Raw genomic sequence first — 25107 nt, forward strand, 5'->3', positions numbered from 1 at the left:
GTCAGTGGCGACGGCTTTACTGGAACACATGGACGTCGTCGCACGGCATCTCGCCGCCATCGACCGGCTCCGCACGCGGGACCTCCCGGCGGGCGGGGCCGGCCACCACACCGTGGAACTGGAGACCGGCCACGGGCCGAGAGCGGCTGCGGCGGACGACTGCCATGCCCTCCGCGAGGCGATAGCCCAGCACCTCGGCGCCCGCTGGGGCGAAGCACCCCCCTGGGGCCAGCTCACCCTCCGCCTCCGGCTCGCCCGCGGCGAGGAGATACCCGAACCCTGGGCCACCCTCTGCCTGCGCACCGACGAACTCGACGTCTGGCAGGCGGAGGGCGTGTGGCTGGCCGTCGGCGTGGCCGACCGGGACGAGGCGGACGGGACACGCCTCCTCGCCACGGTCACCTCTACGCCCCCGCCCTAGGGGGTGTCTCCCTGGTCTTCGTGGATCGGGGAGACACCCCCTGGCCCCCGGCCGCCTCGCGCAGCCGCCCGAACTCCTCCGCCATGCCCGCCGGCGTCCAGTGGGCGTTCAGGCCGCTCGGGTTGGGCAGCACCCAGACGCGGGTGTCGCCGAAGGTGCGGTCCTGCGGGCCCACTTGGGCCTTGCGGTCGCCGAAGGCCGCCCGGTACGCGGTCACGCCGACCACGGCCAGCCAGCGGGGCGCGTACCGCTCCACCTTGGCCGCCAGCACCCGGCCGCCCTCGACGTACTCCTCGGGCGACAGCTCGTCCGCGCGGGCCGACGCCCTGGCCACCACGTTGGTGATGCCGAGGCCGTAGGAGAGCAGCTCGCGCTCCTCGGCGGGCCCGAGCAGGCGGGGGGTGAAGCCGGAGCGGTGCAGCACCGGCCAGAAGCGGTTGCCGGGACGGGCGAAGTGGTGGCCGGTGGCCGCCGACATCAGGCCCGGGTTGATGCCGCAGAACAGGACATGGAGGCCGTCCGCGATCACGTCGGGCACGAGACGGTCGCGGGCGGCCTCCAGTTCCGCCTGGGTCAGGGGGCTCAGAGGATCGCTCCGGGCGTGTAACCGGCCGCCTCCGGACGCTGCTTGGCGATCTCCTCGATCCGGCCCACGACCACACCGACCTGGTCGGCGGCCGCACCGGTGAAGGACAGCTTGTCGGCCATCAGCGCGGCCAGCTGCTCGCGGTCCAGCGGCAGCCGGTCGTCGGCGGCCAGCTTGTCCAGCAGGTCGTTGCGCTCGGCGCCCTGCTCGCGCATGGCGAGGGCGGTGGCCACCGCGTTCTCCTTGATCGCCTCGTGCGCGACCTCGCGGCCCACGCCCGCGCGCACCGCGCCCATCAGCACCTTGGTGGTGGCGAGGAACGGCAGGTAGCGGTCCAGCTCACGGGCGACGACGGCCGGGAAGGCGCCGAACTCGTCCAGCACGGTCAGGAACGTCTCCAGCAGGCCGTCCAGCGCGAAGAACGCGTCCGGCAGCGCGACCCGGCGCACCACCGAGCAGGACACGTCGCCCTCGTTCCACTGGTCGCCCGCCAGTTCGCCGGTCATCGAGGCGTAGCCGCGCAGGATCACCATCAGGCCGTTGACGCGCTCGCAGGAGCGGGTGTTCATCTTGTGCGGCATCGCGGACGAGCCGACCTGGCCCGGCTTGAAGCCCTCGGTGACCAGCTCGTGCCCGGCCATCAGCCGGACCGTCTTGGCCAGCGAGGAGGGCGCCGCCGCCAGCTGCACCAGCGCGGTGACGACCTCGTAGTCCAGCGAGCGCGGATAGACCTGCCCGACCGAGGTGAACGCCTGGCCGAAGCCCAGGTGGTGGGCGATGCGCTGCTCCAGTTCGGCCAGCTTGGCCGCGTCCCCGCCCAGCAGGTCCAGCATGTCCTGCGCGGTGCCGACCGGGCCCTTGATGCCGCGCAGCGGGTAGCGGCCGAGCAGTTCGTCCACCCGGCCGTAGGCCACCAGCAGCTCGTCGGCGGCGGTGGCGAAGCGCTTGCCCAGGGTGGTGGCCTGCGCGGCCACGTTGTGCGAGCGCCCGGCCATGACCAGCTCGGCGTACTCGCCGGACAACCTGCCGAGGCGGGCCAGCACGGCGACCGTGCGGTCGCGGACCAGCTCCAGGGAGAGCCGGATCTGGAGCTGCTCGACGTTCTCGGTGAGGTCGCGCGAGGTCATGCCCTTGTGGACGTGTTCGTGCCCGGCGAGGTCGTTGAACTCCTCGATCCGCGCCTTCACGTCGTGCCGGGTGACCTTCTCGCGTTCGGCGATGGAGGCCAGGTCCACGGTGTCCAGGACGCGCTCGTAGTCGGCGATCGCCTCGTCCGGCACCTCGATGCCCAGGTCCTTCTGGGCGCGCAGCACGGCGAGCCAGAGCTGCCGCTCCAGCCTCACCTTCTGCTCGGGGGACCAGAGCGTGGCGAGCTCGGCGGAGGCGTACCGTCCGGCGAGGACGTTGGGGATGCGGGGCTTGGCGGGCGCTGAAGTCACGTGTACGGATTGTACTGGCGATTCGTGCAGGCCAGCGCCGTGGGGTGACTCAGAGGAAGCTACAAGGGGCGCCGAGCGGGCACGGAGGGCGGATTCCCTACTCTTGCAGTATGCGCATGCGTCCTACGTTGAGCTGGACCCCGAGCGGAGATCTGCCGCCGGCCATCACCGACCCGGAGCCGGTCGCCGAGGCGCTGAGCGCGGGCGGGGTGCTCGTACTCAGCGGGGCGGGCATCTCCACCGAGTCCGGCATCCCCGACTACCGGGGCGAGGGCGGCAGCCTGAGCCGGCACACCCCGATGACCTACCAGGACTTCACCGCCGCGGCCCAGGCCCGGCGCCGGTACTGGGCCCGCAGCCACCTCGGCTGGCGCACCTTCGGCCGCGCCCGGCCCAACGCGGGGCACCGGGCGGTGGCCGCGTTCGGGCGGCACGGCATGCTCTCCGGCGTGATCACCCAGAACGTCGACGGCCTGCACCAGGCGGCCGGGAGCGAGGACGTCGTGGAACTCCACGGCAGCCTCGACCGGGTCGTCTGCCTCTCCTGCGGCGACGTCAGCGCCCGCCGCGTACTCGCCGAGCGCCTGGAGGAGGCGAATCCGGGTTTCGACCCGGTGGCCGCCGGCATCAACCCGGACGGCGACGCCGACCTCACCGACGACCAGGTCGGGGACTTCCGCGTGGTGCCCTGCGCGGTCTGCGGCGGCATCCTCAAGCCGGACGTGGTCTTCTTCGGCGAGGCCGTCCCGCCCGCCCGGGTCGCGCACTGCCGCGCCCTGGTCCGCGAGGCGGCCACGCTGCTGGTCCTGGGCTCCTCGCTGACGGTGATGTCCGGCCTCCGCTTCGTCCGCCAGGCGGCCGAGGCCGGCAAGCCGGTCCTCGTCGTCAACCTGGCCCCCACCCGGGGTGACGTCCACGCCGAGGCGCGGGTCGCCCTGCCCCTGGGCCCGGCGCTCACCGCCGTCGCCGGCCGGCTCGGGGTGTCCCCGGAGGGTGCCGACTCCCGCGTCGGGTGACCGGTGCTACGCCCGGTCCTCGTGCGTGAGCTCGTAGGGGAGCAGGTCCGGGCGCTTGGCCGGGAGGCCGTCGCCGGAGGAGCGGCCGGTGAGGCGGCGGGCTATCCAGGGGAGCAGGTACTGGCGGGTGAAGCGGACGTCCGCGACCCGGCGGGCCCCCCAGCCGGGGGGCGGGGTGGCCGCCATGGGGGTGTGCCACTCCGCGTCCTCGGCGTCGTGGCCGAGCGTCTGCCAGACCGCCTCGGCCACCCGGCGGTGCCCCTCGTGGGTGAGGTGCAGCCGGTCCACGTCCCACAGGCGCGGATCGCCCAGCGAGGGCGCCCCGTACAGGTCGACCACCACCGCGTCGTGCTTGGCGGCCAGCTCGTCCACGCAGGCGAACAGCTCCTCCATGCGCGGCCGGAACCGGTCCAGCACCGGGCCCTGGCGGCCGGGGCTGCGCATCAGCACCAGCCGCTCGCAGTTCGGCGCCAGCCCCTCCACGGCCTCGGTCAGCAGGTCCCGCACCCGGACCATGTCGCACTTGGGGCGCAGGGTGTCGTTGAGCCCGCCGACCAGGGTGATCACGTCGGGGCGCATCGCGGCCGCGAGCGGTACCTGCTCGTCCACGATCTGCTGGATCAGCTTGCCGCGTACCGCCAGGTTGGCGTACCGGAAGCCGGGCGTGCGGGCGGCCATCCGGGCCGCCAGGAGGTCCGCCCAGCCCCGGTAGGAGCCGTCGGGCAGCAGGTCCGACATGCCCTCGGTGAAGGAGTCGCCGACGGCGACGAGGCTGGTGTACGCGGGAGGTGTGGGATTCGTCTGCATGGCGAAAGAGATGGTATCCCGGCGCCATACCCGTCGGTCGGTCCCCCCGTCCCCGCCCCCGGCACCGCTCAGGCGGGCTGCCCGAACAGCTCGCGCAGCACGTCCTCCATGGTCACCAGCCCGGCCAGCTTGCCGTCCGCGCCGGTCACCGCCGCCACATGCGTACGGCTGCCGCGCATCGCGGTGAGCACGTCGTCCAGTGGGGACGACTCCCGCACCCGCGCGATCGGCCGCATGTCGCGCAGCCGGAACGGCACGTCGCGCGGCGAGGCGTCCAGCGCGTCCTTCACATGCAGGTAGCCCACGATCCGGCGCCCCACGTCGACCACCGGGAACCGGGAGAACCCCGACTCCGCCGACAGCCGCTCCAACTGCTCCGGGGTGACCCCGACGCTCGTGTAGACCACCCGCTCCAGCGGCACCACCACGTCCCGGACCGGGCGGCTGCCGAGCTCCAGCGCGTCGCGCAGCCGCTCCTGCGCCCGGTCGTCGATCAGGCCCGCCTCGGTGGCGTCCTTGACGATCTCGGCCAGCTGGGTGTCGGTGAAGGTCGCGGACACCTCGTCCTTGGCCTCCACCCGCAGCAGCTTCAGCAGGCCGTTGGCGAAGGCGTTGATGGCGAAGATCACCGGCCGCAGCGCACGGGCCAGCGCCACCAGCGGCGGACCGAGCAGCAGCGCGGTGCGCACCGGCTCGGCCAGCGCGACGTTCTTCGGCACCATCTCGCCCAGCAGCATGTGCAGATAGGTGGCCAGGGTCAGCGCGATCACGAACGACACCGCGTGCCCGGCCCCCGGCGCCACCCCGACCGCGTCGAACACCGGCTCCAGCAGATGCGCGATGGCCGGCTCCGCGACGACACCGAGGACCAGCGTGCACAGGGTGATGCCGAGCTGCGCGGCCGCCAGCAGCGCCGACACGTGCTCCAGCCCCCACAGCACCCGCCGGGCCCGCTTGTCGCCCTCCACGGCCAGCGGCTCCACCTGTGAGCGGCGCACCGAGATCAGCGCGAACTCGGCGCCCACGAAGAAGGCGTTGACGACCAGGGTCGCCAGACCGATCAGGATCTGTACGGCGGTCATCGCGCCCTCCCCGTCGACTTGTCGGCGTGCGTGCCGTCCGATTCCTTCACCGGCGCGTGCAGCAGCACCCGCGCGGCCCGGTGCCCGGAGGCGTCCACGACGTCGAGGCGCCAGCCGTCGACGTGCACGCTGTCGCCGGCCTCCGGGATACGGCCCAGCTCGGTGGCGATCAGCCCGGCGAGCGTCTCGTACGGGCCGTCGGGCACCCTCAGGCCCACCCGCGCCAGTTGGTCGGTGCGGGCCGCGCCGTCCGCCGAGTACAGGGCGCGGCCCTGGTCGTCGGTGCCGGCCGGGGCCAGGTCGGGGGTCTCGTGCGGGTCGTGCTCGTCGCGGACCTCGCCGACGACCTCCTCCACGATGTCCTCCAGCGTGGCCACGCCCGCCGTGCCCCCGTACTCGTCTATGACGACGGCCATGGTGCGCTTGCCGGAGAGCCGGTCCAGCAGCCGGTCCACGGTCAGGGACTCCGGGACCAGCAGGGGTTCGCGCATGATCTGGGTGACCGAGCGGATCGGCCGGTCCTCCGCGGGCAGCGCCACCACGTCCTTGATGTGGGCGACGCCGACGACCGAGTCCAGGTTGCCCTGGTAGACCGGGAAGCGGGACAGGCCGGTGGCCCGCGTCGCGTTCGCCACGTCCTCGCAGGTGGCCAGGGTGTCGAGGGCGACGACCTGGACCCTGGGGGTCATCACGTTCTCCGCCGACAGGTCCGCCAGGTTCAGGGTGCGCACGAACAGTTCGGCGGTGTCCGGCTCCAGCGCGCCCGCCTTGGCGGAGTGCCGGGCGAGCGCCACCAGTTCCTGCGGGCCGCGCGCGGAGGCCAGTTCCTCGGCGGGCTCCAGGCCGAAGCGGCGTACGACCCGGTTGGCGGTGTTGTTGAGGTGGGTGATGAAGGGGCGGAAGGCCAGGCTGAACCAGCGCTGCGGGGTGCCCACCCGCTTGGCCACGGCCAGCGGCGAGGAGATCGCCCAGTTCTTCGGCACCAGCTCGCCGACGACCATCAGGAACACCGTCGACAGGGCGGTGCCCAGTACCAGCGCGGCCGTGCGGGCCGACGCCTCGGAGAGGCCCATCGCCCGGAACGGCCCGGAGAGCAGCGCCGCGATGGACGGCTCGGCCAGCATGCCGACGACCAGGTTGGTCACGGTGATGCCGAGCTGTGCGCCGGAGAGCTGGAAGGTGAGCTGACGCGCGGCCTTCAGCGCGCCCTGGGCGCCTGTCTCACCGTTCGCCGCGGCCCGCTCCAGCTCGCCCCGCTCGACCGTGGTCAGCGAGAACTCGGCGGCCACGAAGACGCCGCAGGCGAGTGACAACAGGATCGCCACCAGCAGGAGGAGCACTTCGGTCATCGGGTCACCTCCGTCCCAGGATCGGTCAGGACGGGGAGGACCGCGCGATGTCGGTGACGCGGACCGGAAGGGTCGCCCATGGGTGGACGCTCACAACCTTTCATCGAGTGCCGAGGTACTGCCTCAATGGTAAAGGATCGGCAAAGCGGCCTCGACGGGTTCACCCGGTCAGCGGCTTGACCCAGCGACGCCAGTTCTCCTGCGGCCTGTACCCCGCCGCGCTCCAGGCATGGTGCGCCCTCTCGTTGCGCACCAGCACCATCGCGTCCACCCGGCGCCCGCCGAGCGCGGCGAACCGTTCCTCGGCCGCGGCGAGCAGCGCCCGCGAGATGCCCTGGCGGCGGTGGCCGGGGTGCACGGCGAGGCGGTAGACCGAGCACCGCCAGCCGTCGAAGCCCGCGATGACCGTGCCGGCCAGCACTCCGTCCAGCTCCGCCAGGAGCAGGGCCTCCGGGTCCCGGTCGATCAGCCGGGCCACGCCGGCGTGGTCGTCGCTGACGCTCGTCCCCTCGGCGGCCACGCTCCAGAACGCCAGGACGGCGTCGATGTCGGCGGGCAGGGCGTGACGGATGCTCGGATCGCTCATGATCCGAGCCAAGCAGAGCGTCCGACCGCCGGGCCAGGGAGTTTCCGGCATGCGAGACCCGGCGGCCGGACTCCCCCTCAGCGGGACTGTTCCCGCTCCCGGCGCACCTGGGCCTTGCGGCCCTTGACGTTGGCGCCGCGCATGGCGCGTACCACGTCGTCCGCCGCCTCCTCGGGGACCTCCACCAGGGAGAAGCGGTCCGCGATCTCGATGGCGCCGATGTCCCGGCCGCTCAGGCGGGTCTCGCCGGCGATGGCGCCGACGAGGTCCTGCGGCCGTACGCCCGCGCTGCGTCCGGCGCCGACGAACAGGCGGGTCATGCCCGGCGAGGTCCGGCCGCGCGGCCGTCCGCGCTGGCCCCGGTCGCGGTCGCCGCCCCGGCCCCGGTCGCCGCGGTCGCGGTCCCTGGGCGCCAGTTCCGGGATCTCCTCCTCGTCGAAGGCCGCGCCGCCCGACTCGTGGGCCAGCTTCACCGCCGCCAGCGCCACGTCCATCACGTCGAACTCGTCCCCGAGCGTCTCCACCACCACCCGGAACCGGTCCAGGTCCTCGTCCTCCAGCAGGCTCTCGTGCAGCGCGGCCCGCGTCAGCTCCAGCCGCCTGGCCCGCAGGTCCGCCACCGAGGGCACCTTCTCCAGCGGGACCTTGCGGCCGGTCGCCCGCTCGATCGCCTTCAGCATCCGGGACTCGCGGGGCTCCGCGAGCGTGATCGCCACGCCCTCGCGGCCCGCGCGCCCGACCCGGCCGATGCGGTGCACGTACGACTCCGGCGCCGAGGGCACGTCGTAATTGATCACATGTGTGAGGTGCTCGACGTCGATGCCGCGCGCCGCGACGTCGGTGGCGACCAGCAGGTCCGCCGTGCCGCCGCGCAGCCTGCCCATCACCCGGTCCCGCTGCTCCTGGCTCAGCCCGCCGTGCAGCGCCTCGGCGCGGTAGCCGCGGCCGTTGAGGGTCTCGGAGAGCTGGTCGACCTGGTCACGGGTGCGGCAGAACACGATCGCCGCCTCCGGGGACTCCACGTCCAGCAGCCGCCCCAGCGCGGCCGCCTTCTGCGCCCGCCCCACGATGTACGCCGACTCCCGGACGCGCGGCGCCTCACCCGGCGCCGGGGCCTCCCGCTCGATGCGCACCCGCACCGGGTCGTTGAGGTGCTTGCGCGCCATGGAGTCGATCCGCGCGGGCATCGTCGCCGAGAACAGCACCGTCTGCCGCTCCTGCGGGACGTTCTCCAGGATCGAGTCGATGTCCTCCGCGAACCCCATGTCCAGCATCTCGTCGGCCTCGTCCAGCACGACCGTGCGCAGGCCGCCGAGGGGCAGCGTGCCGCGCGCGATGTGGTCCAGCGCGCGGCCCGGCGTCGCCACCACCACGTCCACCCCGCGCTGGAGTTCGCGGAGCTGGCGGCCGATGGGCTGGCCGCCGTAGACCGGCAGCACACGGACGCCGAGGTCGGTGCCGTAGCGGTGCACGGCCTCCGACACTTGGATGGCCAGCTCGCGGGTCGGCACCAGCACCAGGGCGCGGGGCCCCTTGCCCTTGCCCTCGGTGGCGATGCGCTGGATCACCGGCAGCGCGAACGCGGCGGTCTTGCCGGTGCCGGTGGCCGCCTGCCCCAGCAGGTCGTTGCCCTCCAGCAGGGGCGGGATGGCCTCCTGCTGGATCGGGGTGGGCTCCTCGTAGCCGAGCGCGGTCAGCGCCCGCTGGATCTCGGGGGCCAGGGCGAGATCGGCGAAGCCGACCTGCCCGTCGCTGGTGTTGGTCGTCATGGCGCATCCCTTTTCCGGCTGGGGGACGCGGTATCTGGGTGGCCGGCCGGGCCTCGAAGACGCGCGGGCCCGCGAGCGAGCCCGAAGTCCGCGCCGGGACGCGCCCCCTTGCAGTTCACGCGGTACGGACCATCTATACCGTGCCGTGCCGGGGAGAAACCCGCCACCTGACCGCCGCCCTCACTCGTGGGCGATGGCGGCCAGTACGTTCATCCGCGACGCCCGCAGCGCCGGGAACAGGGCCGCCACCACGCCCACCACCGCCGAAGCGATCATCACGGCGACGAGGGTGCCCCAGGGCACCTGGAGCTCCTTCATGCCGCGCAGCGCCAGCACCTGCTGACCGCACACGCCCCACACGAGCCCCAGCGCGAGCCCGAGGACCGCGCCGAACACCGCGATCACCACCGACTCCAGCCGGATCATCCGGCGCAACTGCCGCCGGCTCAGCCCGATCGCCCGCAGCAGCCCGATCTCGCGGGTGCGCTCCACCACCGACAGGGCCAGGGTGTTGACCACACCGAGCACCGCGATGACGATCGCCAGCCCGAGCAGCGCGTACACCAGGTACAGCAGCACCGAGATCTGGTCGTGCACCAGCTTCTTGTAGTCGGCCTGGTCACGGACCTGGAGCTGCGGATACGGCTTCAGCGCCGATGTCAGGGCCGCCCGCAGGCCGGCCGCGTCCGTGCCGGGCGCGGCGTTGACGTAGAGCACCGAGTCCTGGCCGCCGGGGACGTACTTGTCCACCGTGGCGAGGCCCATGAAGATGCCGCCCTGCGTGCCGAAGCCCTCCGGCGACTCCAGGTTGGTGAGCGCGCCGACCGTCAGCCGGGCCACCTTGCCGCCGGGGAACTCCACGGGCAGCGTGCTACCCAGCCGCGCCCCGTGACCCTGGGCGAACTTGGCGTCCATCGCGAGCCGTCCGTCCGCCAGGGCGGCCCCGGTGCCGCCGCTCGCGTAGGTGAGGTGCACGACGTCGTCGAGGCGCGGACCGTAGGCGGAGGCGGTCGTCCGCACCCGTCTGCCGTCCGGCATCCGCACCGCGAGCGGCGTGATCCGCTGCGGTACGACCAGCCCGACGCCCTCCGTCCCTTGCACCGTGCGCCGCACGTCGGCGTTGAACGGGGTGAAGTTGGCGCTCTGCACGATGAAGTCCGCGCCCAAAGTGCGGTCGATCTGCCAGTCGAACGAGGCCGACATCGAGGCGCTCGCCACCGACATCCCGCCGACCAGCGCGAGGCCCACCATGAGCGCCGCCGCCGTGGCACCCGTACGGCGCGGGTTGCGCAGCGCGTTGCGCTGGCTCATCCGGCCCACCGAACCGAACAGCGCGGGGAAGGCGCCGCCCAGCACCCGGATCACCGGCCGCACCAGCAGCGGCCCGGCGATCACCATGGCGATCAGCGTCAGCACGACGCCCAGCCCGAGCAGTGCGGCCGCCGGAGCCGCCTTCGTCGCCGCCACGCACCCGGCCAGCGCCGCCGCCCCGGCCACGCCCATGACCAGACCCGCCACGGCCCGGCCGGTCAGCGGCTTGTCCACCCCGGCGATCTCCGCGTCCGACAGCGCCGCCATCGGCGACACCGTCGCCGCCCGCCGTGCGGGGAGGTACGCGGCGACGAAGGTGACGCCCACCCCGACCACGTACGCCGCCACCGGCGTGCCCCAGCCGATCGCCATCTCGGTGGCCTTCAGGTTCATCCCGAACAGGCTCATCAGCCGGATCAGCCCGTACGCCATGCCGATCCCGGCCGCGAGGCCCAGCGTGGAGCCCACCACGCCGAGCAGCAGCGCCTCCAGCAGCACCGAGCGCCGCACCTGACGCCGGTCCGCGCCCAGCGCCCGCAACAGGCCGAGTTCACGGGTGCGCTGGGCGATCAGCATGGAGAAGGTGTTGACGATCAGGAAGATGCCGACGAGCACCGCGATACCGGCGAAGCCCAGCATCACGTACTTGATCACGTCGAGGAACCCGCCGAGGTTCGCCGCCGCCGACTTGGCCTGTTCGGCGGCGGTCCGCAGCTCGTAGCCACCGCCGCCGATCACGGCGGCGACCCGGTTCTTCAGCTCCGGGTCGGTGACGCCCGGTGCCGCCTCCACCGAGATGGAGGTGGCCTTGGCCGCCGAGCCCAGCAGCTGCTTCCCGGCCGTGGCCTGGTCCAGGAAGACCAGCGCGGCGCCGGGGTTGGTGGTGCGGAAGGTGGCGATGCCCACGACCCGTACCCGGAACGTGCCCGGCTGGGCCTGCACGGTCAGCGTGTCGCCGATGCCGACGTGCTTCTTGTCCGCGGTGTCCGCGTCCAGCAGCGCCTGGTCCGCGCCGCGCGGGGCGTGACCCGAGGTCAGCTCCACCGGGCTGCGGTCGGTCAGGTGCCAGGAGGTGGCGATCGTCGGGGCGCCGGTGGTCGGGCCGACGGACCGGTCGCGGCTGTCGATCACCGTGACGTTCTGCACCGACACGTCGGCGTGCGCCGAGGCGACACCGGGGACCTTCGCCACCCGGCCGGCGAGACCGGCGGGCACCGTCTGCGTCGCGCCGCCCGGCACCGGGGAGCGGAGGTCCTGCTTCGGGCCGACCGTCACGTCCGCCGCCGTGGAGGCGAACAGCCGGTCGAAGGTGCGGGTCACCGTGTCGGAGAAGATCAGGCTTCCCGACACGAAGGCCACGGACAGCACGACGGCCAGCGCGGAGAGCGCCAGCCGCCCCTTGTGCGCGAGAAAACTCCGCAGGGTCGCCTTGAGCACGGCGGTTCAGTCCTCCCGTGCCACGGCGTCGTCGCCGAGCCGGCCCCGGACCACGTCGAACGCCTTCATCCGCTCCAGCACGGTGTCCGCCGTGGGCCGCTCCATACGGTCCACGATCCGGCCGTCGCCCAGGAAGAGCACCAGGTCGGAGTGGGCGGCGGCGCCCGGGTCGTGGGTCACCATGACCACGCTCTGCCCGAGGTCGTCCACCGCGCCGCGCAGGAAGCCCAGCACCTCCAGACCCGAGCGGGAGTCCAGGTTGCCGGTGGGCTCGTCCGCGAAGATCAGCTCCGGCCGCGAGGCCAGCGCCCGCGCACACGCGACGCGCTGCTGCTGACCGCCGGACAACTGGGCCGGGCGGTGCCCGAGGCGGTCCCGCAGCCCCAGGCTGTCGATCACCTGGTCCACCCAGCCGGGCTCGGGCCTGCGACCCGCGATGTCCATCGGCAGGGTGATGTTCTCCGCCGCCGTCAGGGTGGGGATCAGGTTGAACGACTGGAAGACGAACCCGATCCGGTCCCGGCGCAGCCTGGTCAGTTCGCCGTCCTTCAGCCCCGTGATCTCGGTCTCCCCGAGCCACACCTGCCCGGCCGAGACCGTGTCCAGCCCGGCCAGGCAGTGCATCAGCGTCGACTTCCCCGAACCGGAGGGCCCCATCACGGCGGTGAACCGCCCGCGCGCGATGTCCACGTCCACCGAGTCCAGGGCGACCACGGCCGTCTCCCCGGTGCCGTACGCCTTGGTCAGCCCCCGCGCCCGCGCCACCGTCTCCCGGCCCGGCACCGCGCCCGGCGCGTCCTGAGCAGCAGATGTGAACAAGATGCACTCCCCATCGCCTCGACATCCCGACTCAACGGCCAGGGCCCGAGCCTAGTGTGATCCGAACCACACCTGAAACGGTGTTCGGCAATCGGTGGAGCGGCGGATGCAGGAGGGGAGGAATCCGTACGTTCCTACGCCGTCCCCTCCCGTTCCCGGAACCCGTCCGCGTCCCACGTCCCCCACAGGCGGGGGGACAGCCAGGCCGGCGCCCGGTGGCGGAAGTCCGCCGGGGGCAGGCTGCCCGCGCCCGGGGGAAGGGCGCCGAGGAGAGGGGCTCCGGCGACCTCGGGGAGGTCGGTGACGTTGCAGCGGGTGGCGAGGTCCGGGTCACTGGGCCAGGAGCCGATCACCACGCCGGTCAACTCCAGTTCGCGGCGCTTCAGTTCGCGGGCCGTCAGTTCCGTCGTGTTCAGCGTGCCCAGGCCGGCCGGGGCCACCAGGAGGACCGGGGCGTTCAAGAGGGACGCGGCGTCGGCCAGGGTGCCGCCCGAGGGGTCGAAGCGGACCAGCAGGCCGCCGGCGCCCTCCACCAGGACCAGGTCGTGGTCGGTGGCGAGCTTGGCGGCGGCCTCCGCCACGTCCTGGGGGCGGACCGGGGGGAGGCCGGAGCGGCGGGCGGCCGTGGCGGGGGCCAACGGGTCCGGATAGCGGGCCAGTTCACGGGACGTGACCGGCCCCGCGAGACGGGCCGCCTCGTCGGCGTCACCTCGCTCGTCCGGCCGCACGCCCGTCTGCGCGGGCTTCAGGACGGCCACCGAGCGGCCGGCCGCGAGGGCGGCGGCCGCCACGGCGGCCGTCACCATCGTCTTGCCGATCTCCGTGCCCGTGCCCGTGATCATCAGTACCGGCATGTCATCCCTCCCGCGCCGCGGCGCACACCGCGCGCGCGATCCGTGCCACGTCCGCGTCGTCCGTGACGTACGGCGGCATCGTGTAGACCAGGTCGCGGAAGGGGCGCAGCCACACGCCCTCCCGCACGGCGGCCCGCGTCGCGGCCGCCATGTCCACCTCGTGATCGAGCTGGACCACACCGATGGCGCCCAGCACGCGCACGTCCCGGACACCGGGCAGCTCCGCGGCCCCGGCGAGCCCCTCCCGCAGACCGGCCTCGATCCGCTTGACCTCGCCCCGCCAGTCCTGCCCGAGCAGCAGCTCGACCGACGCGCGGGCCACGTTGGCGGCCAGCGGGTTGCCCATGAAGGTCGGCCCGTGCGCGAGCACCGGCACCTCGCCGCGCGAGATGCCGTCGGCCACCCGCGCGGTGCACAAGGTCGCGGCCAGTGTGAGATAACCACCGGTCAGGGCCTTGCCCACGCACATCACATCGGGTGCGACCGCCGCGTGCTCCGCCGCGAACAGCGCGCCCGTACGCCCGAAGCCGGTGGCGATCTCGTCGAACACCAGCAGCACGTCGTGCGCGTCGCACGCCTCGCGCAGCACCCGCAGATACGCGGGGGAGTGGAACCGCATCCCGCCGGCGCCCTGCACCACCGGCTCCACGATCACCGCGGCCAGTTCGTCCGCGTGCCGCTCGATCACGGACCGCAGACGCTCCGCGTACGACTCCTCGTACCCGGCGGGCGGCGCGTCCGCGAAGACCTGCCGGGGCAGCGCGCCGGACCACAGCCCGTGCATGCCGCCCTCCGGGTCGCACACCGACATGGGGTGCCAGGTGTCGCCGTGGTAGCCGCCGCGCCAGGTCAGCAGGCGCCGCTTGCCGGGACGGCCGAGCGAACGCCAGTACTGGAGGCACATCTTGACGGCCACCTCGACGGACACCGACCCGGAGTCCGCGAGGAAGACGTGCTCGAGTCCCTCGGGCGAGATGTCGACGAGGAGCTTCGCCAGCCGTACGGCGGGCTCGTGGGTGAGCCCGCCGAACATCACATGGCTCATCCGCCCCAGCTGCTCGCGCGCCGCCTCGTCCAGTACCGGATGCCGGTACCCGTGGATCGCCGACCACCAGGACGACATCCCGTCCACCAGCTCCGCACCGTCGGCCAGCCGCAGCCGGACCCCGCTCGCCGACTCCACGACGAGCGGTTCGCCCCGGCCCGGCATCGGACCGTACGGATGCCACACATGCCGCCGGTCCAGCTCCAGCAGTCCGGCCGTACCCCGGTCAGGCATTGGGCGCGAGGTCCGTCCCGGCGCCCCGGCGGCGCACGGCGACCAGATCGGTACGCGGCCCGGCCGGGGCGGACGCGTCCGCCGCGACCGGGGCCGTACCGCAGACGCCGCCCCCGGCGTGCGACCCGCACCCGGTCTGCTCCGCGCCCGGCCCGCAGCCGCCTCCGGCCGCCGCCCGGTGCTCCGGCAGGGTCACCTCGTCCGCGCCCTCCACCTCGAACCCGGCGTCCGCGATCATCTCCAGGTCGGCCTTGCCCGCCTGGCCCTCGCTGGTCAGGTAGTCCCCGAGGAAGATCGAGTTGGCCAGGTGCAGCGCGAGCGGCTGGAGCGAGCGCAGGTGCACCTCACGGCCGCCCGCGATCCGCACCTCCACGTCCGGGCAGACGAAGCGGACCATCGCCAGGATGCGCAGACAGCGCTGCGGGGTGAGGTTCCACTCCTTGGCCAGCGGGGTGCCCTCGAACGGGATCAGGAAGTTCACCGGAACGGAGTCCGGGTCCAGCTCGCGCAGCGAGAACACCACGTCCACCAGGTCCTCGTCGCGCTCGCCCATGCCCGCGATCAGACCCGAGCAGGCGGACAGCCCGGCCGCGTGCGCCTTGTGCACCGTGTCCACCCGGTCGGCGTAGGTGTGGGTGGTGGTGATGTCGCCGTAGGTCGCCTCGGAGGTGTTGAGGTTGTGGTTGTAGGCGTCGGCGCCCGCCGCGCGCAGCCGCTCCGCCTGGCCGTCGGAGAGCAGGCCGAGGCAGGCGCACACCTCGACGCCCTCGTGTCGCTCCTTGATGGCCTTGATGGTGTCGGAGACCCGGTCCACGTCCCGGTCGGTGGGCCCGCGCCCGGAGGCCACCAGGCACACCCGCTTGGCGCCCCCGACGAGCCCGGCGGCCGCCGCCTCGGACGCCTGGTCGGGCTTGAGCCAGGTGTACTTGAGGATGCCCGCCGTGGAGCCCAGCCGCTGCGAGCAGTAGGAGCAGTCCTCCGGGCACAGGCCCGACTTGAGGTTGACCAGATAGTTGAGTTTCACCCTGCGGCCGAACCAGTGCCGCCGCACCTTGCCGGCCGCGGTCACCACATCGAGCAGGTCGTCGTCGGAGGTGGCGAGCACGGCGAGCGCTTCCTCGCGCGTCGGCGTCTCGCGCCGCAGTCCCTTGTCCACCAGCGTGTTCAGCAGGTCCATGAGGCCTGATCCTGTCCTACCCGACCGCTCGGGGCCAAGGAGACTTCGCACAACGACCGAGGTTCACCGTGTGGGTATTGCCACATCATGGGCGGCTCTCCGCGCCGCTAGTGTCTGTCTGTTGTCTACAAAAGCGCCCACCAGAGCAAGCCCCCGGAGGAGCCATGGCGTTCGGCTGGATCGACGAGCAGGCCGAGGCGCGCCGCCGCGCCGGACTCCTGCGGACCCTGCGCCCCCGCCCCGCCGACTCGCCGCTGCTGGACCTGGCGAGCAACGACTACCTGGGCCTGGCCCGCCACGGCGAGGTCGTCGAGGGCGCCGCCGCGGCGGCCCGGACCTGGGGCGGCGGGGCCACCGGCTCCCGGCTGGTCACCGGCACCACCGAGCTGCACGCCCGCCTGGAGACCGAACTCGCCGAGTTCTGCGGCTTCGAGGCGGCCCTCGTGCTGTCCTCCGGCTACGCGGCGAACCTGGCCGCCGTGACCGCGCTCGGCCCGCACGGCTCACTGATCGTCTCCGACGCGGGCAACCACGCCTCCCTCATCGACGGCTGCCGCCTCGCGCGCGCCACCACCCAGGTCGTCGCGCACTCCGACCCGGAGGCCGTGGCCAAGGCCCTGGCGACCCATCAGGGGGAGGCGATCGCCCTCTGCGACACCGTGTTCTCCGTCGACGGGGACGCCGCCCCCCTCGGCCCGCTGGCCGACGTCTGCCGGGAACACGGCGCCGGACTGGTCCTGGACGACGCCCACGGCCTCGGCGTCTTGGGGGAGGGCGGCCGGGGCTCGGCCCACGCGGCCGGGCTCGCGGGTGCGGCCGACGTGGTGGCCACGGCCACGCTGTCCAAGTCGCTGGGCAGCCAGGGCGGGGTGGTGCTGGGGCCGGCGCGGGTGATCGGCCATCTGGTCAACACCGCGCGGACGTTCATCTTCGACACCGGCCTCGCCCCCGCGGCCGCCGGAGCCGCGCTCGCCGCGCTGCGCCTGCTCCGGCGCGAACCGGAGCGCCCGGCGCGCGTCCGCGCGGTCGCCGCCGAACTGCACGCCCGGCTCACCGCCGAGGGCCTCGCGGCGGTACGCCCGGACGCGGCCGTGGTCTCCGTACGGGCGCCGTCCCCCGACGCCGCCGTGCGCTGGGCCGCCGACTGCCGCACCGAGGGCCTGTCGGTCGGCTGCTTCCGCCCGCCGTCCGTCCCGGACGGCGTCTCCCGGCTGCGGCTGACCGCCCGCGCGGACCTGTCGGAGGCCGACATCGAACGGGCCGTAAGGGTCATCACCGCCGTTCGGCCCTGGTGAGGGCGGGAAAAACCCCGTCAAATACGGTCTCGCGTCGCAGAGTTCACCCCGTTGAGCGACAGATGTCCGCGTATCTGGGGGGTTGGTCCACCGGACCGCTTCCGTAATGGCAGGCTGGCGTGCAGGCACCAGAGCGGGACCGGGCCCGAACTCTCCGCCCCCGCGTCGCCGCGCGGCGCGGGGGAGGTCGGCGGGCCGCCCGTGGGAAAGGGACTACTTCGCCATGGCAGACCATCTGGAAGCATCCGTCACTCTGCCGAGCGATCCCGCCTCGGTCCGCGCGGCCAGGTCCTACGTGGTGGGGACCCTGGCGAGCTGGGGGCTCCCCGCGGACGACGAGGTCACCGACACCGTGCGCCTCATCGTCTCCGAGCTGGCCACCAACGCCGTCCAGCACACCCTGGGCCAGTCGCCCACCTTCACCGTGGACGTCGTACTGGCCCGCGACGAGCTGCTGCTCATCGGCGTGACGGACAGCCATCCGAGGCTGCCGAAGAGACTCCCGGCCGCCGTCGCCCAGGACAACGGGCGCGGCATGGCCATCATCCGGTGTCTCACCGTCGAGTGCGGCGGAAAGCTGCGCGTCCGCCCCACCCGCGAGGGCGGCAAGACGGTCTTCGTCGAGCTGCCCTGGTGCGTGCCGAGCCAGCCACGGCCCGCCACGGCCCGTCCGGAGCCCTCTCCGGCCCGCTGACCCCGGGAACGGCCTCGGGGGCGTGGACGCGCCCGCGGAGACCGCTCCCGGCCGTCCTCGCTAGTTGACCCGGCCGTACCAGACGCTCTTGGTCCAGATCTTCTGGAGCCGCACCACGTCCCCGGTCTTCGGCGCGTGCCAGATCTTGCCCTTACCGGCGTAGATGCCGACGTGGTAGACGCTCGACCCCGAGTGGAAGAAGACCAGGTCACCGGCCTTGCGGTGGCCCGAGGAGATGTGGTGCGTCTTGTTGTACTGCTGCGCGGCCGTGCGCGGCAGCTTCTTGCCGGCCTTCTTGAACGAGTACAGCGTCAGACCCGAGCAGTCGAACCGGCCCGGCCCGGTGGCTCCGTAGCGGTAGGGGGCGCCCTTCTTGGACGCCGCGACCTTCAGTGCCTTCGACGCGGTGGTCGCGGCGGAGGCGTCGGTGGCCAGCCCCGGCACCATGATGGAGCCGCCCACGGCGGCCAGGGTGAGGGCCGAGGCGGTGCCGGCCCGAGCCATCAGCGACGGGACACGATTGAGCGCAGTCATGCGCAACCCTTCGTCAGCCGCCTGTGAAGGATGACCTGTCGGATTCGGGCTGGCGAAGTTGCCCGGCCGTGTCACCACGGCTTCACCCCAAGGGTTGCTCGGCACGATCGTCCGCTGCTCGCGGACATCCGTCCCGGCGACCCGGCTTGCTCGGGTCCTCCACTCCTGCCGATGCACTTCTGTCGACCGGTCATCCGGGTGGCGGCAGGACTCGGCGTCCGCCCGGATGCGCCCCGCCGTTGTGGCGGGGTCTTGTCGTCAGTCAGGGATCTTGGCCCACTCCTGTCCGAAAATCCCAATGGAACCGGGGGTTTGTGGTGTTACTCACCACTCACCCGTTCGGGTGGACAGGGGTGTGTCCGAGTCGCCGTCAACTCCCCTCCACAGCCTCGGACCTGGGCTTCGACCGCCGTGCGGTGGCCCGCCGGGCGCGTGGCGCGCAACTCGGCGGGCCCGGAAACGGGCCCGGAGATACACCGGTCGGCGGTAGCACGTTCGGCCCGTTTCGGCTCGGCGGACGACACGCCGGGCCCCGTACGGCCGACCGCGGTGTCCGGGTCAGCCGGCGGCATCCGGCGGGAGCGCGACGCGCGCGGTCCGGCGTTCGCCGTCCAGCACCCGCAGCGCCTGTGCCAGCGTGCCCCCGCAGAGCTCCCGTTCGCCCCGACGGTGCATCAGCGCGAGCGCGTCGCGGAGCGCGGCCGCCGTGCGCACCAGCGCCTGCGCCGCCCTCAGCGCCCGGTACGTGTCCCCGTGCCGGGCCGGGTTGATCCGGCCCAGCAGGTCCGCGGCCTCCAGGTAACGGTCGATCAGCTCGCCCTCGGCCCGGGTCAGCGCGGGCAGCGGCGGCGGCTCCTTCGGCGGCACGGGCGGCTCACCGGCCGCCGGGCACGTTCTCACGGGCGCCCACGACCCCGTCGACCAGGCCGTGCTCCAGGGCGCCGGCGGCGTCCAGCACCCGCTCGCGCTCCAGCCCGGCGTGGACGGCGGCGGCGTCCCGGCCGGTGTGCCGGACGAGCAGCTTCTCCATCAGCTCCCGCGCCCGGACCAGTTCCGCCGCCTTGATCTCCAGATCGCTGGGCTGCCCCTGCACCGGCGCGGCCAGCTCCGGCTGGCGCAGCACCACCCGCGAGCCGGGCAGTGCGAACCGCTTGCCGGGCGCCCCGGCCGCGAGCAGCACCGGCCGCCACCGAGACGGCCTGGCCCAGGCAGTACGTCTCCACGTCGCAGCCGATGTAACGCATCGTGTCGTACACCGCGGTCATGGCGGGGAAGTCGCCGCCGGGGCAGTTCAGGTACAGCGCGATGTCCCGGTCCGGGGCGGCGTGTTCGAGCTGCATGAGCTGGGCGATCACATCCGTGGCCGCCGTGTCGTCCAGCGGCGTGCCCAGCAGCACGATCCGGTGCTCGAACAGCTTGGCGTAGGGATCGAGCGTGCGGCGGACCCCTCCGTCGCGCTCGGTGAACTCGGGCAGGACATGTCGGGCGTTCGGTCGGCTCATGGCACACCCCTCCTGAGCGGCGGGACCACTGGCGATCCCGCTTCTGTAAAAAATGTACAGGACGTACGTGACGTTAGAATGGGGTCATGGCCTACGAGATTCCGGTGACGCAAGCCAGGGCTGAGCTCGCCGACCTGATCAACCGGGTGGTCTACGGCAGCGAGCGGGTCGTGGTGACCCGGCACGGCAAACCGCTCGTCGCCCTCGTCTCCGCCGCCGACCTGGAGCGTCTCGAAGCGCTCGACGCGCTCGACGCGCAGGCGGCGGAGCCGGACGAGCAGGTGATCAGCTCCGTCTCCGGCATCCGTGAGGTCTCCGCCTCCCCGCCGCAGGAGCGGCAGCGCTTCGGCATCGCGGCCGAGCACCGCCGCCCCGGCACCACCTGACGGCCAAGGCGCGCCGAGAGCTCGCCGGTTAACGTCGCCGAAACGCCGGCGAACTAGCCTTCGCTCCCACGCCACCAGGGGTTTCTTCACGAGCCGGCCCCGAGCCGTGGCTGCGGCAACCGGGCCCCGCACGGTCCGGAGCGAGGACTGTGAGGTGGGACGTGCAACTGACCCCGCACGAGCAAGAGCGACTGCTGATCCATGTGGCGGCCGACGTGGCCGAGCGGCGCCGGGCCCGCGGTGTGAAGCTCAACCACCCGGAGGCGGTCGCGCTCATCACGGCGCACGTCCTGGAGGGCGCCCGCGACGGCCGGACCGTCGCCGAGCTGATGTCCTCCGGCCGCAAGGTCCTCACCCGGGACGACGTGATGGAGGGCATCCCCGAGATGATCCACGACGTCCAGGTGGAGGCCACCTTCCCGGACGGCACCAAGCTGGTCACCGTCCACGACCCGATCGTCTGAAGGGGCCCGCGATGATTCCCGGAGAGGTGCTCTTCGCGGACGGCCCGGTCGTCTGCAACGAGGGGCGCGAGTCCACCCGGCTCACCGTCCTCAACTCCGCCGACCGGCCCGTCCAGGTCGGCTCGCACTACCACTTCGCCGAGGCCAACCCCGGCCTGGACTTCGACCGGTCCGCCGCGCACGGCAGGCGGCTGAACATCGCCGCGGGCACGGCCGTCCGCTTCGAGCCCGGCATCCCCGTCGAGGTCGAACTCGTCCCCCTCGGCGGCGCCCGGATCGTGCCCGGACTGCGTGGCGAGACCGGGGGTGCCCTCGATGCCTGAGATCTCCCGCGCCGCCTACGCCGACCTGTTCGGCCCCACCACCGGCGACCGCATCCGGCTCGCCGACACCGACCTGCTCATCGAGATCGAGGAGGACCGATCCGGCGGCCCCGGCGCCTCCGGCGACGAGGCGGTGTTCGGCGGCGGCAAGGTCATCCGCGAGTCCATGGGCCAGTCCCGCGCCACCCGCGCCGAGGGCACCCCCGACACCGTGATCACCGGTGCGGTCGTCGTGGACCACTGGGGCGTGATCAAGGCCGACATCGGCATCCGGGACGGCCGGATCACCGGCATCGGCAAGGCCGGCAATCCCGACACCATGGACGGCGTCCACCCCGACCTCGTCATCGGCCCCGAGACCGAGGTCATCGCGGGCAACGGGCGCATCCTCACCGCGGGCGCGATCGACGCCCATGTGCACTTCATCTGCCCGCAGATCGCCGACGAGGCGCTCTCCTCCGGGGTCACCACCCTGGTCGGCGGCGGCACCGGCCCGGCCGAGGGCTCCAAGGCCACCACCGTCACACCGGGCCCCTGGCACCTCGCCCGGATGCTGGAGGCGATGGAGGCGTACCCGGTCAACGTCGGCTTCCTGGGCAAGGGCAACACCGTCTCGCAGGAGGCGATGCTGTCCCAGATCCGGGGCGGCGCCGTCGGGCTGAAGCTGCACGAGGACTGGGGCTCGACCCCGGCCGTCATCGACGCGGCCCTCACCGTCGCCGACCGCACCGGCATCCAGGTCGCCATCCACACCGACACCCTCAACGAGGCCGGTTTCGTGGGCGACACCCTCGCCGCCATCGCCGGACGGGGCATCCACTCGTACCACACCGAGGGTGCCGGGGGCGGGCACGCGCCGGACATCATGACGGTCGTCTCCCAGCCCAACGTGCTGCCCAGCTCGACCAATCCGACCCGGCCGTTCACCGTCAACACCGCCGAGGAACACCTCGACATGCTGATGGTCTGCCACCACCTCAACGCGGCCGTCCCAGAGGACCTCGCCTTCGCCGAGTCCCGCATCCGGCCGTCCACCATCGGCGCGGAGGACATCCTCCACGACCTCGGCGCGATCTCGATCATCTCCTCCGACTCCCAGGCCATGGGCCGCGTCGGCGAGGTCATCCTGCGCACCTGGCAGACCGCCCACGTGATGAAGGGCCGCCGGGGCGCCCTGCCCGGCGACGGCCGCGCCGACAACCACCGCGTGCGGCGCTATGTCGCCAAGTACACGATCAACCCGGCGCTCGCGCAGGGCCTCGCCGCCGAGATCGGGTCGGTGGAGACCGGCAAGCTGGCCGACCTGGTGCTGTGGGAGCCCGCGTTCTTCGGGGTGAAGCCACTGCTCGTGCTGAAGGGCGGCCAGATCGCCTACGCGCAGATGGGCGATGCCAACGCCTCCATCCCCACCCCCCAGCCGATCCTGCCCCGCCCGATGTTCGGCGCGATCGGCCGGGCCCCGGCCGCCAACTCCGTCAACTTCGTCTCGCAGCTGGCGATCGAGGACGGCCTGCCCGAACGGCTGGGGCTGGGCAAGGAGTTCGTGGCGATCCGCTCCACCCGCGCGGTCACCAAGGCCGACCTGCGTGAGAACGACGCCATGCCGGACGTACGGATCGACCCGGACAGCTTCGCCGTGCACATCGACGGAGAGCTGGTCGAGGCGGTACCGGCGGCCGAACTGCCCATGGCCCAGCGCTACTTCCTCTTCTGATGCCGCTGATGTCAAGAGCCGCGCTGCTCATCCTGGCCGACGGCCGCTTCCCCGCCGGAGGGCACGCCCACTCCGGCGGGGCGGAGGCCGCCGTCAAGGCGGGGCGCATCACCGACGCCGCGACCCTGGAGCGCTTCTGCCGGGGACGCCTGCACACCACCGGCCTGGTCGCCGCCGCCCTCGCGGCGGCGGCCGTACTCGACTTCCCCGTGCGGGAGTTGGACGCCGCCGCCGACGCCCGCACCCCGTCACCCGCCCTGCGAGCCACCGCCCGGCGGCTGGGCCGTCAGCTGGTACGGGCGGCCCGCGCCACCTGGCCGTCACCCGAACTGGACGCGCTGGCACAGGAGTTCCCCAAGGGTGCCCATCAGCCCGTGGTTCTGGGCCTCACCGCCCGCGCGGCCGGCCTGGAGCCCCTGGACGCCGCGTACTGCGCGCTGTACGAGAGCGTGAGCGGCCCCGCGACCGCCACCGTACGGCTGCTCGGCCTCGACCCGTTCGACGCCACCGGCGTCCTCGCCCGGCTGGCACCCGAGCTGGACCGGGTGGCGGACCGTGCCGTGGAGGGCGCCCGGCGCGCACTGACCGAGGGAGTGGACGCGCTGCCCGCCGCGTCCGCGCCCCTGCTGGAGATCGGCGCACAGGCGCACGCCGCCTGGCCGGTCCGCCTCTTCGCCTCCTAGGGCCTCTCGTTTGGATCTTGCCGGGCTCGCGGGGTCTGGCCTGATCCAAACGAAAGACCCTAGAGGCCCCGACGAAACGCACTTGGAGCCGCACATGCATCTCGACCACACCCACACCGGCCCGGAAACCGTCAGCGCCGACGCGCACCGCCCCGACGGCAAGCGGCGCGCCCTGCGCATCGGGCTCGGCGGCCCGGTCGGCTCGGGGAAGACCGCGACCGTCGCCGCGCTGTGCCGGGCGCTGCGCGACGAACTCTCCCTCGCCGTCGTCACCAACGACATCTACACCCGCGAGGACGCCGAGTTCCTGCTGCGCGAGGCCGTGCTGCCGCCCGAGCGGATCACGGCGGTGGAGACCGGTGCCTGCCCGCACACCGCGATCCGCGACGACATCTCCGCCAACCTCGAGGCGGTGGAGGACCTGGAGGACGCCGTCGGCCCGCTCGACCTGATCCTGGTGGAGTCCGGCGGCGACAACCTCACCGCGACCTTCTCCAAGGGGCTGGTGGACGCCCAGATCTTCGTGATCGACGTGGCCGGCGGCGACGACATCCCGCGCAAGGGCGGCCCCGGCGTCACCACCGCCGACCTGCTCGTGGTCAACAAGACCGATCTCGCCCCCTACGTCGGCTCCGACCTCGCCCGGATGGCCGCCGACGCCAAGGCGCAGCGGGCCGAACTCCCCGTGGTGTTCCAGACCTTGCGCGTCGAGAACGGGGTCGGCGAGGTGGCGGGCTGGGTGCGCGGGCGGCTCGCCGCGTGGACGGCGTGACCGCGGCCGGCGTCAGCGCCCGCGCCCGGATCGAGGCTTGCGCCGACGGCCGGGGCGGCACCGCGCTCCCGGTGCTGGAGGGCGACGGCCCGCTGGCCCCCCGCCGCACTCGCGCGCACGGTACCGAGGCCCGCGTCCTGCTGGTCGGCGCGATGAGCGGTCCGCTCGGCGGCGACCGCTTCGCCGTCGAGGCCCTTGTGGCGCAGGGCGCCCGGCTGCACCTCGGCTCGGCGGCCGCCACCCTCGCGCTGCCCGGCCAGGCCAAGGGCGAGGCACGCTACGACGTACGGCTCGACGTGGCCGCCGGGGGAGAGCTGCACTGGCTGCCCGAGCAGCTCATCTCGGCGCGGGGCAGCGACCTGCACGTCACCACCCGTGCCGAACTGGCCCCCGGCGCCCGGCTGCTGCTGCGCGAGGAGCAGGTGCTCGGGCGGGCCGGTGAGGAGCCGGGCCGGCTCACCAGCAGGCTCACGGTCCGCCTCGCGGGCACCACGCTGCTCGACCAGGAGCTGTCGTGCGGCCCCGGAGCACCGGGCGGCTGGGACGGCCCCGCCGTCCTCGGGGGGCATCGCGCGGTCGGCCAACTGGTCCTCGTGGTGCCCGAACCGCCGGAACACCCGAGGGAACCCCGGATGCTGGGGGAGGACACCGCCCTGATGCCGCTCGCCGGTCAGGCGGTCCTCGTCAGTGCCGTGGCGCCCGACGCGCTCGCCCTGCGGCGCCGTCTCGACGAGGCGTTGGCGCTCCTGACCGCCGATCGGAAATGACCATCCGTTTATCGGATTGGTAAAGAAGGTCGGTCAACCCT

General features: G+C 73.2%; 25 protein-coding genes, 1 pseudogene and 1 riboswitch. Of the genes and pseudogenes, 11 read left to right on the forward strand and 15 right to left on the reverse strand.

Going from position 1 to position 25107, the window contains the following annotated elements; all coding sequences use genetic code 11:
- The first annotated feature begins 28 nt into the window (after positions 1–28).
- Entirely contained in the window at positions 29–421 is a 393-nt protein-coding gene (locus tag EV284_RS16870) for a hypothetical protein (RefSeq protein ID WP_130334947.1), read from the forward strand.
- Here EV284_RS16870 and mug read toward each other — a convergent pair.
- Together mug and purB are read right to left on the reverse strand one after the other, a co-directional pair.
- Positions 405–959: a G/U mismatch-specific DNA glycosylase gene (gene mug, locus EV284_RS16875; RefSeq protein ID WP_130334949.1), complete on the reverse strand. Its 555-nt coding sequence runs from the start codon at positions 957–959 to the stop codon at positions 405–407. The genes EV284_RS16870 and mug overlap by 17 nt on opposite strands.
- 44 nt (positions 960–1003) lie before the next feature.
- On the reverse strand, positions 1004–2446 hold the full coding sequence (purB, locus tag EV284_RS16880; RefSeq protein WP_031181915.1) for an adenylosuccinate lyase: 1443 nt from the start codon (positions 2444–2446) through the stop codon (positions 1004–1006).
- A gap of 110 nt (positions 2447–2556) precedes the next feature.
- Between purB and EV284_RS16885 the strand changes: the two genes are divergently transcribed.
- The gene (locus tag EV284_RS16885) at positions 2557–3462 is read left to right on the forward strand and encodes an NAD-dependent protein deacetylase (RefSeq protein ID WP_130334951.1); all 906 of its coding nucleotides are present in this window, start codon (positions 2557–2559) and stop codon (positions 3460–3462) included.
- 6 nt (positions 3463–3468) lie between these two features.
- On the opposite strand, the gene EV284_RS16890 is transcribed toward EV284_RS16885, so the two are convergent.
- The 10 genes from EV284_RS16890 to bioB form a co-directional block, all read right to left on the reverse strand.
- Positions 3469–4269, reverse strand: a complete 801-nt coding sequence (locus EV284_RS16890; protein ID WP_130334953.1) for an SGNH/GDSL hydrolase family protein — start codon at positions 4267–4269, stop codon at positions 3469–3471.
- A 68-nt stretch (positions 4270–4337) separates the two neighbouring features.
- Positions 4338–5351 carry a hemolysin family protein gene (locus EV284_RS16895; RefSeq protein WP_130334955.1) on the reverse strand — a complete coding sequence of 338 codons (1014 nt, stop codon included), beginning with the start codon at positions 5349–5351 and terminating at the stop codon, positions 4338–4340.
- Entirely contained in the window at positions 5348–6700 is a 1353-nt protein-coding gene (locus EV284_RS16900) for a hemolysin family protein (RefSeq protein WP_130334957.1), read from the reverse strand. Before EV284_RS16900 ends, EV284_RS16895 begins: the two co-directional genes overlap by 4 nt.
- Before the next feature lie 160 nt (positions 6701–6860).
- Entirely contained in the window at positions 6861–7286 is a 426-nt protein-coding gene (locus tag EV284_RS16905; RefSeq protein WP_130334959.1) for a GNAT family N-acetyltransferase, read from the reverse strand.
- 77 nt (positions 7287–7363) lie between these two features.
- Positions 7364–9055 (reverse strand): DEAD/DEAH box helicase, encoded by a 1692-nt coding sequence (locus tag EV284_RS16910; RefSeq protein WP_130334961.1) that lies wholly within the window; start codon positions 9053–9055, stop codon positions 7364–7366.
- A gap of 180 nt (positions 9056–9235) precedes the next feature.
- Entirely contained in the window at positions 9236–11803 is a 2568-nt protein-coding gene (locus EV284_RS16915; protein WP_130334963.1) for an FtsX-like permease family protein, read from the reverse strand.
- Positions 11804–11809: 6 nt separating this feature from the next.
- The gene (locus EV284_RS16920; protein ID WP_130334965.1) at positions 11810–12622 is read right to left on the reverse strand and encodes an ABC transporter ATP-binding protein; all 813 of its coding nucleotides are present in this window, start codon (positions 12620–12622) and stop codon (positions 11810–11812) included.
- Positions 12623–12756: 134 nt separating this feature from the next.
- Positions 12757–13476, reverse strand: coding sequence for a dethiobiotin synthase (gene bioD / locus EV284_RS16925; RefSeq protein ID WP_130334967.1), 720 nt, complete (start codon positions 13474–13476; stop codon positions 12757–12759).
- A 1-nt stretch (position 13477) separates the two neighbouring features.
- The gene (locus tag EV284_RS16930) at positions 13478–14755 is read right to left on the reverse strand and encodes an adenosylmethionine--8-amino-7-oxononanoate transaminase (RefSeq protein ID WP_130334969.1); all 1278 of its coding nucleotides are present in this window, start codon (positions 14753–14755) and stop codon (positions 13478–13480) included.
- On the reverse strand, positions 14748–15932 hold the full coding sequence (gene bioB, locus EV284_RS16935; RefSeq protein WP_130334971.1) for a biotin synthase BioB: 1185 nt from the start codon (positions 15930–15932) through the stop codon (positions 14748–14750). The genes EV284_RS16930 and bioB overlap by 8 nt, the downstream gene beginning before the upstream one ends.
- A gap of 164 nt (positions 15933–16096) precedes the next feature.
- Here bioB and EV284_RS16940 point away from each other — a divergent pair, with 164 nt between their 5' ends.
- Complete coding sequence (locus EV284_RS16940; protein WP_130334974.1) at positions 16097–17227, forward strand: 8-amino-7-oxononanoate synthase; 1131 nt, start codon at positions 16097–16099, stop codon at positions 17225–17227.
- 223 nt (positions 17228–17450) lie between these two features.
- Positions 17451–17921 (forward strand): ATP-binding protein, encoded by a 471-nt coding sequence (locus EV284_RS16945; RefSeq protein ID WP_030808994.1) that lies wholly within the window; start codon positions 17451–17453, stop codon positions 17919–17921.
- A 60-nt stretch (positions 17922–17981) separates the two neighbouring features.
- Here the strand turns inward: EV284_RS16945 and EV284_RS16950 are convergent, their stop codons facing one another.
- From EV284_RS16950 to EV284_RS16960, 3 genes and pseudogenes are all read right to left on the reverse strand, one after another.
- The gene (locus EV284_RS16950; protein ID WP_030808998.1) at positions 17982–18455 is read right to left on the reverse strand and encodes a C40 family peptidase; all 474 of its coding nucleotides are present in this window, start codon (positions 18453–18455) and stop codon (positions 17982–17984) included.
- A gap of 3 nt (positions 18456–18458) precedes the next feature.
- A riboswitch (cyclic di-AMP (ydaO/yuaA leader) is annotated at positions 18459–18672 on the reverse strand.
- A 341-nt stretch (positions 18673–19013) separates the two neighbouring features.
- Positions 19014–19322 carry a hypothetical protein gene (locus tag EV284_RS16955; protein WP_130334976.1) on the reverse strand — a complete coding sequence of 103 codons (309 nt, stop codon included), beginning with the start codon at positions 19320–19322 and terminating at the stop codon, positions 19014–19016.
- Positions 19323–19329: 7 nt separating this feature from the next.
- Positions 19330–19957, reverse strand: a pseudogene (locus EV284_RS16960) (ATP-dependent Clp protease proteolytic subunit).
- Positions 19958–20043: 86 nt separating this feature from the next.
- Here EV284_RS16960 and EV284_RS16965 point away from each other — a divergent pair.
- The 7 genes from EV284_RS16965 to EV284_RS16995 all read left to right on the forward strand — a co-directional run bounded on the left by EV284_RS16965 (position 20044) and on the right by EV284_RS16995 (position 25066).
- The gene (locus EV284_RS16965) at positions 20044–20343 is read left to right on the forward strand and encodes a type II toxin-antitoxin system Phd/YefM family antitoxin (RefSeq protein ID WP_130334978.1); all 300 of its coding nucleotides are present in this window, start codon (positions 20044–20046) and stop codon (positions 20341–20343) included.
- Between the two features lie 161 nt (positions 20344–20504).
- Positions 20505–20807 (forward strand): urease subunit gamma, encoded by a 303-nt coding sequence (locus EV284_RS16970; RefSeq protein WP_130336378.1) that lies wholly within the window; start codon positions 20505–20507, stop codon positions 20805–20807.
- Positions 20808–20818: 11 nt separating this feature from the next.
- Positions 20819–21130 carry an urease subunit beta gene (locus EV284_RS16975; protein WP_130334980.1) on the forward strand — a complete coding sequence of 104 codons (312 nt, stop codon included), beginning with the start codon at positions 20819–20821 and terminating at the stop codon, positions 21128–21130.
- Positions 21123–22844: an urease subunit alpha gene (locus EV284_RS16980; protein WP_130334982.1), complete on the forward strand. Its 1722-nt coding sequence runs from the start codon at positions 21123–21125 to the stop codon at positions 22842–22844. Before EV284_RS16975 ends, EV284_RS16980 begins: the two co-directional genes overlap by 8 nt.
- Before the next feature lie 8 nt (positions 22845–22852).
- Complete coding sequence (locus EV284_RS16985; protein WP_130334985.1) at positions 22853–23527, forward strand: urease accessory UreF family protein; 675 nt, start codon at positions 22853–22855, stop codon at positions 23525–23527.
- A 94-nt stretch (positions 23528–23621) separates the two neighbouring features.
- On the forward strand, positions 23622–24299 hold the full coding sequence (gene ureG, locus EV284_RS16990; protein ID WP_130334987.1) for an urease accessory protein UreG: 678 nt from the start codon (positions 23622–23624) through the stop codon (positions 24297–24299).
- Positions 24287–25066 (forward strand): urease accessory protein UreD, encoded by a 780-nt coding sequence (locus EV284_RS16995; RefSeq protein WP_207229059.1) that lies wholly within the window; start codon positions 24287–24289, stop codon positions 25064–25066. Before ureG ends, EV284_RS16995 begins: the two co-directional genes overlap by 13 nt.
- Positions 25067–25107 lie beyond the last annotated feature (41 nt).

Source organism: Streptomyces sp. BK022 (genome assembly GCF_004217355.1).
GTDB lineage: Bacteria > Actinomycetota > Actinomycetes > Streptomycetales > Streptomycetaceae > Streptomyces > Streptomyces griseoluteus.

Excerpts from the sequence above, each read along its gene's own strand:
- EV284_RS16965 (WP_130334978.1), top strand. The coding sequence starts at position 20,044 with ATGGCCTACGAGATTCCGGTGACGCAAGCCAGGGCTGAGCTCGCCGAC.
- EV284_RS16985 (WP_130334985.1), top strand. The coding sequence starts at position 22,853 with ATGTCAAGAGCCGCGCTGCTCATCCTGGCCGACGGCCGCTTCCCCGCC.
- ureG (WP_130334987.1), top strand. The coding sequence starts at position 23,622 with ATGCATCTCGACCACACCCACACCGGCCCGGAAACCGTCAGCGCCGAC.
- EV284_RS16905 (WP_130334959.1), bottom strand. The coding sequence starts at position 7,286 with ATGAGCGATCCGAGCATCCGTCACGCCCTGCCCGCCGACATCGACGCC.
- EV284_RS16885 (WP_130334951.1), top strand. The coding sequence starts at position 2,557 with ATGCGCATGCGTCCTACGTTGAGCTGGACCCCGAGCGGAGATCTGCCG.
- EV284_RS16895 (WP_130334955.1), bottom strand. The coding sequence starts at position 5,351 with ATGACCGCCGTACAGATCCTGATCGGTCTGGCGACCCTGGTCGTCAAC.
- EV284_RS16940 (WP_130334974.1), top strand. The coding sequence starts at position 16,097 with ATGGCGTTCGGCTGGATCGACGAGCAGGCCGAGGCGCGCCGCCGCGCC.
- EV284_RS16945 (WP_030808994.1), top strand. The coding sequence starts at position 17,451 with ATGGCAGACCATCTGGAAGCATCCGTCACTCTGCCGAGCGATCCCGCC.
- EV284_RS16930 (WP_130334969.1), bottom strand. The coding sequence starts at position 14,755 with ATGCCTGACCGGGGTACGGCCGGACTGCTGGAGCTGGACCGGCGGCAT.
- EV284_RS16950 (WP_030808998.1), bottom strand. The coding sequence starts at position 18,455 with ATGACTGCGCTCAATCGTGTCCCGTCGCTGATGGCTCGGGCCGGCACC.
- EV284_RS16890 (WP_130334953.1), bottom strand. The coding sequence starts at position 4,269 with ATGCAGACGAATCCCACACCTCCCGCGTACACCAGCCTCGTCGCCGTC.
- EV284_RS16900 (WP_130334957.1), bottom strand. The coding sequence starts at position 6,700 with ATGACCGAAGTGCTCCTCCTGCTGGTGGCGATCCTGTTGTCACTCGCC.
- EV284_RS16910 (WP_130334961.1), bottom strand. The coding sequence starts at position 9,055 with ATGACGACCAACACCAGCGACGGGCAGGTCGGCTTCGCCGATCTCGCC.
- EV284_RS16975 (WP_130334980.1), top strand. The coding sequence starts at position 20,819 with ATGATTCCCGGAGAGGTGCTCTTCGCGGACGGCCCGGTCGTCTGCAAC.
- bioD (WP_130334967.1), bottom strand. The coding sequence starts at position 13,476 with ATGCCGGTACTGATGATCACGGGCACGGGCACGGAGATCGGCAAGACG.
- bioB (WP_130334971.1), bottom strand. The coding sequence starts at position 15,932 with ATGGACCTGCTGAACACGCTGGTGGACAAGGGACTGCGGCGCGAGACG.
- EV284_RS16980 (WP_130334982.1), top strand. The coding sequence starts at position 21,123 with ATGCCTGAGATCTCCCGCGCCGCCTACGCCGACCTGTTCGGCCCCACC.
- EV284_RS16870 (WP_130334947.1), top strand. The coding sequence starts at position 29 with ATGGACGTCGTCGCACGGCATCTCGCCGCCATCGACCGGCTCCGCACG.